This is a genomic window from Hydrogenophaga sp. (assembly GCF_051007235.1).
Lineage (GTDB): Bacteria > Pseudomonadota > Gammaproteobacteria > Burkholderiales > Burkholderiaceae_C > Hydrogenophaga.
In genome coordinates this window covers 1-6,058 of the sequence record NZ_JBPCSJ010000458.1, presented here as the reverse complement: position 1 = coordinate 6,058, position 6,058 = coordinate 1, and the positions used below count along the sequence as shown (strand labels likewise).

At 71.0% G+C, this 6,058-nt stretch carries 6 protein-coding genes; 3 read left to right on the top strand and 3 right to left on the bottom strand.

Annotation, left to right across the window (positions count from 1 at the left end):
* Positions 1–36 precede the first annotated feature (36 nt).
* Together cueR and ACR2JA_RS16320 are read right to left on the bottom strand one after the other, a co-directional pair.
* Positions 37–474, bottom strand: a complete 438-nt coding sequence (gene cueR / locus ACR2JA_RS16325) for a Cu(I)-responsive transcriptional regulator (protein WP_434010130.1) — start codon at positions 472–474, stop codon at positions 37–39.
* 79 nt (positions 475–553) lie between these two features.
* Positions 554–754: a heavy-metal-associated domain-containing protein gene (locus tag ACR2JA_RS16320; RefSeq protein ID WP_434010129.1), complete on the bottom strand. Its 201-nt coding sequence runs from the start codon at positions 752–754 to the stop codon at positions 554–556.
* A 161-nt stretch (positions 755–915) separates the two neighbouring features.
* Between ACR2JA_RS16320 and ACR2JA_RS16315 the strand changes: the two genes are divergently transcribed.
* From ACR2JA_RS16315 to ACR2JA_RS16305, 3 genes are all read left to right on the top strand, one after another.
* Positions 916–3,273: a heavy metal translocating P-type ATPase gene (locus ACR2JA_RS16315; RefSeq protein ID WP_434010128.1), complete on the top strand. Its 2,358-nt coding sequence runs from the start codon at positions 916–918 to the stop codon at positions 3,271–3,273.
* Between the two features lie 124 nt (positions 3,274–3,397).
* Positions 3,398–3,991, top strand: a complete 594-nt coding sequence (locus ACR2JA_RS16310; RefSeq protein ID WP_434010127.1) for a hemerythrin domain-containing protein — start codon at positions 3,398–3,400, stop codon at positions 3,989–3,991.
* A 335-nt stretch (positions 3,992–4,326) separates the two neighbouring features.
* Positions 4,327–5,577, top strand: coding sequence for a YbfB/YjiJ family MFS transporter (locus ACR2JA_RS16305; RefSeq protein ID WP_434010126.1), 1,251 nt, complete (start codon positions 4,327–4,329; stop codon positions 5,575–5,577).
* Between the two features lie 168 nt (positions 5,578–5,745).
* On the opposite strand, the gene ACR2JA_RS16300 is transcribed toward ACR2JA_RS16305, so the two are convergent.
* Positions 5,746–6,058 (bottom strand): glutathione binding-like protein (locus tag ACR2JA_RS16300; RefSeq protein ID WP_434010125.1); only part of this gene is annotated, 313 nt, incomplete at its 5' end.

Genomic DNA, 6,058 nt, shown 5'->3' with positions numbered 1-6,058 from the left:
GGGGCAGCGACCCGCGCAGCGGCGGAGCGTGGGGGCTCAACCCTGCGACAGATCGTCCAGGATGGGGCAGTCGGGGCGGTCGTTGCCGGGGCAGTGGCACAGCAGGGCGTCCAGGCTGCGCTGCATGGCCTGCAGGGCGGCGATGCGTTGGCTCAGTTCGTCGTGGTGTTTTTGCGCGATGCGCTTGACGCTGGCGCTGCTGCGGCGCCGGTTGTGCCACAGGCCCACGAGTTCGCTCACCGCTTCGAGGCTGAAGCCCATGTCGCGCGCGCGGCGGATGAAACGCAGCGTGTGCACGTCGGCGATGCTGTACTGCCGGTAGTTGCTGTCGGTGCGCGCGACCGCGCCCAGCATGCCCTGGGTTTCGTAGTGGCGCAGCATCTTGGACGAGATGCCCGAGAGCCGCGCCGCGGTGCCGATGTTGACCGGCCAGTGGTGCACGCTGTGCAGCGGAACGTCGGTGTCGGTGGTCATGCGATCCTCCGCCGGGCCGCCCCAAGGAGGATCAGCCCCCTCGGGGGGCAGCGACCCACGCAGTGGTGGAGCGTGGGGGTCATACCGCGACCGTGTAGCCCTCTTCGCGGATGGCGGCGGCCACTGCGTCGAGCGGTTGTGTGGTGTTCACTTCCACGAGGTTGTGTGCGCGGTCGATGCGCACCTCGGCCTGCGGGTCCAGGGTCTTGATGGCGGTGGTGACGGCCTTTTCGCAGTGGCCGCAGGTCATGCCTTGCACGTTGAGGGTCTGGGTGGTCATGGGGCAGTGCTCCGGTGGATGGGATGGTCAGAATGATGCACCTTGACACGGTGTCAAGGTCAAGCCCGGGGCTGCGTGCCGAGGCGGCGTGGTGTGCGGATACATCTGTTGACCTGACCTGGATTGACCTTCCCACGGTGGGAAAGCATAAGCTCGGGCTCATGACTTCCGCGACCGTTTCCGATACCTCTTCCAACAGCAGCTGCCAGATCGACCTGGGCATTGGCGGCATGACCTGCGCCTCCTGTGTGACGCGGGTGGAAAAAGTGCTGAAAAAACAACCCGGCGTGAGCGGTGCCACGGTGAACCTGGCGACCGAGTCGGCGCGCATCACGCTGGCCGGGCCGGACGACACACAGACCCTGGCGCTGCTCAAGCGCGCGGTGCGCGACGCGGGCTACGAACCGCGCGCCATGGACGCGCCTGACGAGGTCTCGCCCGCCGGGTGGCTGGGCGTGCCGCAGGACTTCTGGCCGGTGCTGGCGGGGCTGCTGCTGTCGGCCCCGCTGGCCCTGCCCATGGTGGGCGACCTGTTCGGCCAGCACTGGATGCTGCCGGCCTGGCTGCAGTTCGCGCTGGCCACGCCGGTGCAGTTCTGGCTGGGCGCGCGGTTTTACAAGGCCGGCTGGCACGCGCTGAAAGCGCTGACCGGCAACATGGAGTTGCTGGTGAGCATCGGCACCACGGCGGGCTGGGCCTTGTCCACCTGGCTGTGGCTCAAGGCCGAGGCGGGCGAGATGGTGCACCTGTACTACGAAGGCTCGGCGGTGGTCATCACCCTGGTGCTGCTGGGCAAGTGGCTGGAAGCGCGCGCCAAGCGCCAGACCACCAGCGCCATCCGCGCGCTGCAGGCGCTGCGGCCCGAGCACGCGCACCTGGTGCCCGATGGCGTGAAGCGCACCGAGATGACCGATGTGCCGGTGGACGAGCTGCTGCCGGGCGACATCATCCGCGTGCTGCCGGGCGAGCGCTTCGCGGCCGACGGCGAGCTGCTGCTGGGCCACACGCAGGCCGATGAATCGATGCTGACCGGCGAGGCCATGCCGGTGCCCAAGCAGCCGGGCGACGCGGTGACCGGCGGCTCGCTCAATGGCGAAGGCTCGGTGGAGGTGAAGGTGCGGGCGGTGGGCGCGCAAAGCGTGCTGGCCCAAATCATTGCCCTGGTGCAGGACGCGCAGGCCGGCAAGGCGCCGGTGCAGCGCCTGGTGGACCAGGTGGCCGCGGTGTTCGTGCCGGTGGTGCTGGTGATCGCCCTCATCACCCTGGGCGGCTGGCTGTGGAGCGGTGCGCGCGTGGAAGATGCGCTGCTGCACGCGGTGGCGGTGCTGGTCATTGCCTGCCCCTGTGCGCTGGGTCTGGCCACGCCGGCGGCCATCATGGCCGGCACCGGGGTGGCGGCGCGGCACGGCATCCTCATCAAGGACGCGCAGGCGCTGGAACTCGCGCACCGGGTGGACACGGTCGCGTTTGACAAGACCGGCACGCTGACCGAAGGGCACCCGCGCTTGCTGCGCATCGAAGGCGTGGCCGGGGTGGACGAGGTGGCGGTGCTGCAGGCCGCGGCTGCGATGCAGGCGCAGAGCGCGCACCCGCTGGCCCGGGCGGTGCTGGACGCGGCGCGCGAGCGCGGTGTGAACGCGGGCGCCGCCGAGGATGTGCAGGCCGTGGCCGGGCGCGGCAGCCAGGGCATGGTGCAAGGCGCGCGGCTGGCGCTGGGCAGCCAGCGCTGGATGGCGGAACTCGGCGTGGCCCTGGAGCCGCTGGCCGCGGCGGTGCAGACCGCGCAGACCGAGGGGGCCACCGTGTCGCTGCTGGCCAGCCAGGGGGCGGACGGCCGCTGGAGCCCGCTGGCGCTGTTGGCGTTCGGCGACGAACCCAAGGCCGGGGCGGCCCAGGCCATCGCCACCCTGCGCGCACAGGGGCTGCGGCTGTTCATGGTCTCGGGCGACAACGTGGCCGCCGCGCGCGCCATGGCCGCACGCCTGGGCCTGCGCGATGACGCTGGCGAGGTGATCGCCGAGGTGCTGCCGGGGGACAAGGCGGCGGTGATCGCGCGGTTGAAGCAAGGGGGTCACATCGATCCGGCGCCGGGCCGCCCCAAGCCAGATCAGCCCCCGCGGGGGGCAGCGACCCGCGCAGCGGCGGAGCGTGGGGGCCATGTCGTCCTCATGATCGGGGACGGTGTGAACGACGCACCCGCCCTGGCCGCGGCCGACGTGGGCATGGCCATGAGCCATGCGCAGGGTGGCAGTTCGGACGTGGCCATGCACGCGGCCGGCATCACGCTCATGCGCGGCGACCCGGCCCTGGTGGCGGCGGCGCTGGACATTTCGCGCCGCACGGTGCGCAAGATCCGCCAGAACCTGTTCTGGGCTTTTGCCTACAACGCGGCCGGCATCCCGCTGGCGGCGCTGGGCTACCTCAGCCCGGTGCTGGCGGGCGCGGCCATGGCGCTGAGTTCGGTCAGCGTGGTGAGCAACGCGCTGCTGCTCAAGCGCTGGCAACCGCCGGCCCGCTGAACGGCGGCTGGCGTGTCCCGGTGGCTTGACCTGTGTCAAGGGTCTGCGCCGCGGGCTGTCGCATAGTCCGCTGCAGGATTTGCCGACCGATCGGTCGGCTCTGGCACGTTCACAGGAGACAACGATGACTCACGAAGCGCTGCGCGTCATTCGCGAAGAACATTCCACCCTTGCCGCGATGCTGCAGTCGCTGATGCAGCTGGTGCGCCGCGGCCCCAGCCCGGACGGGGCGGACGATTCGGCGCGCTTCTTCGACGTGCTGCGCGCGATGCTGTTCTACATCGACGAATTCCCCGAGAAGCACCACCACCCCAAGGAGTCGGACCTGCTGTTCCCGCGCGTGGCGCGGGTGGCGCCGCACGCCATGGCCACCATCGACCAGCTCGAACGCGACCACATGCAGGGCGAGGGCCGGGTGCGCGAACTGATGCACCTGCTGATGGCCTGGGAGCTGCTGGGCGACGGCCGCAAGACCGCCTTCATCGACGAGGTGACCCGCTACGTGGACTTCTACCTGGAGCACATGCGGCTGGAGGAGACCGCGATCCTGCCGGAGGCCGAACGCCTGCTGACCGAGGCCGACTGGCACGCGCTGAACGCCGCTTTTGCGACCAATCAGAACCCGCTGAGCGGCCGCATCCCGCGCGATCCGGCGTTCGACCGCCTGTTCACCCACATCGTGATGAAGGCCCCGGCGCCGGTCGGGCTGGGGTCATGACCCCCACGCTCCACCGCTGACGCGGGTCGCTGCCCCCCAAGGTGGCTGGGCCTGCCTTGGGGCGGCCCGGCGGCTGGCCCATTTGAAGCGAAATACCCCCCGCGCCGCTGCGCGTCACCCCCCTCTCTCGCCTTCGGCGGGAGGGGGGCGGCACTGGCCGTCCGGCCGAGCCGGCCCGGCGGTGCCCCTGGACGGCACCCTTGCCGCCGGAGAGGGTCGTGCTGCAGCGGCATGACAACCCGTTCGCACTGAGTCTGTCGAGGTGCCTGTGGTGCCCAAGTTTTCTCCAACGGGCGTGTGGAGGCTACCCCCATGAGTAGCGCCACAATGGGCGCATGGCCCGCAGCACCCAGCCCGCCGATCTGACGGTCGCACTTCCACCCCCCGACACCACACCCTACCTGCGGCTGGCCCTGGCGCTGTCGCTGGGCGCGGCGGTGTCGCTGGGCATCACCCGCTTTGCCTACGGCCTGCTGTTGCCGCCGATGCGCACCGACCTGGGCTGGAGTTACACCCTGGCCGGGTCCATGAACACCGCCAACGCCGCGGGTTACCTGCTGGGCGCACTGGCCATGTCGTGGCTGCTGCAGCGCATGGCGCCGACGCGCCTGTTCCTCACCGGTGCCGTGCTGGCGACCGTGTTCATGGCGGCCAGCGGCTTCTTCACCGATGCGCGCGCCCTGATGCTGCAGCGCCTGCTGGCGGGCCTGGCCAGCGGCCTGGTGTTCAGCACCGGGGGCCTGCTGGCCGCCCGGCTGGGCGCGCGGCAGCCTAGGCGCAGCGGCCTGCTGCTGGGGCTGTATTACGGCGGCACGGGCTTTGGCATCGTGCTGTCGGCCCTGCTGGTGCCCCTGGCGCTGGCAGCGGCGCAGGGGCAGCCGCACGGGTGGTCGTGGGGCTGGTGGGCCATGGCCCTGCTGTGCGCCGGGGCGACCGCGCTGCTGGCCTGGCCGGCCCGCGTGCTGGCGCAGATGGAGGCAACGCCGCCCGTGTCGGCCGCCACGGGTGCGCAGCGCCAGACCGACCACCGGCGCTTTCGCTGGCGCGATTTCGCCTTTGGCCTGCTGGGCTACCTGGGCTTCGGGGTGGGCTACATCGGCTACATGACCTTTGTCATCGCGCTGCTGCGCGAGCAGGGCGCTTCGCCCGCGGCGGTGACCACGTTCTACGCGCTGCTGGGTGTGGCGGTGGTGGCGTCTTCGCGCATCTGGGCCGGGCTGCTGGACCGGCACCGCAACGGCCAGGCGTTGGCGCGGCTGAACGCGCTGCTGGGCGTGGCCGCCATCGTGCCGGCGCTCACCAGCGCCTGGCCGCTGTTGCTGGCCTCGGGCCTGCTGTTCGGCGCGGTGTTCCTGTCGGTGGTGGCCAGCACCACGGCCCTGGTGCGGCACAACCTGCCACCGGCGCAATGGGCGGCGGGCATCAGCGCCTTCACGGTGGTGTTCGCGGCCGGCCAGATCGTCGGCCCCACGGTGGTGGGTTTCATCGCCGACGGCCCGGGTGGGCTGGCGCGCGGGCTGGTGTTTTCGGCCTGCGCGCTGTGGGTGGGGGCGGTGCTGGCGCTGCGCCAGCGGGCGCTGAACTGAGTCACCCCCTGCGCTGCTGTGCGGCTTCCCACTCGCTGGTACGCCTGCGGCGCTGGGAGGGGGATGCACTCTGTGGCCCGGCGATCCGTCGCCGGGCCGCCCCAAGGCGGATTCGCACCCCATTGGGGGGCAGCGACCCGCGTCAGCGGTGGAGCGTGGGGGCTCCAGTTATTTCGCCAGACCTTCGGCCTTGAGCGCGGCCTGCACCGCCGGGCGTGCACCCACGCGGGCGCGGTAGGCGTTGATGTTGGCCAGACCGCTGATGTCCACGCCCACGTAACCGGCCCAGCCGGTGACGGTGAACAGGTAGGCATCGGCCACGCTGAAGGCATCGCCCAGCAGGTACTGTTTGCCGGCCAGTTCGCCGTCGACCCAGGTCAGGCGCTGGACCAGGCGGTTCTTGGCGAGCTGCTTGGCTTCGTCGGGCATGCCCGGCGTGAACAGGGGCGAGAAGCCCTTGTGCAGTTCGGTGCCGATGAAG

Bases quoted from the DNA above. Each gene is read 5' to 3' on its own strand.
- cueR (WP_434010130.1), bottom strand. From the start codon at position 474: ATGACCACCGACACCGACGTTCCGCTGCACAGCGTGCACCACTGGCCG.
- ACR2JA_RS16320 (WP_434010129.1), bottom strand. From the start codon at position 754: ATGACCACCCAGACCCTCAACGTGCAAGGCATGACCTGCGGCCACTGC.
- ACR2JA_RS16315 (WP_434010128.1), top strand. From the start codon at position 916: ATGACTTCCGCGACCGTTTCCGATACCTCTTCCAACAGCAGCTGCCAG.
- ACR2JA_RS16310 (WP_434010127.1), top strand. From the start codon at position 3,398: ATGACTCACGAAGCGCTGCGCGTCATTCGCGAAGAACATTCCACCCTT.
- ACR2JA_RS16305 (WP_434010126.1), top strand. From the start codon at position 4,327: ATGGCCCGCAGCACCCAGCCCGCCGATCTGACGGTCGCACTTCCACCC.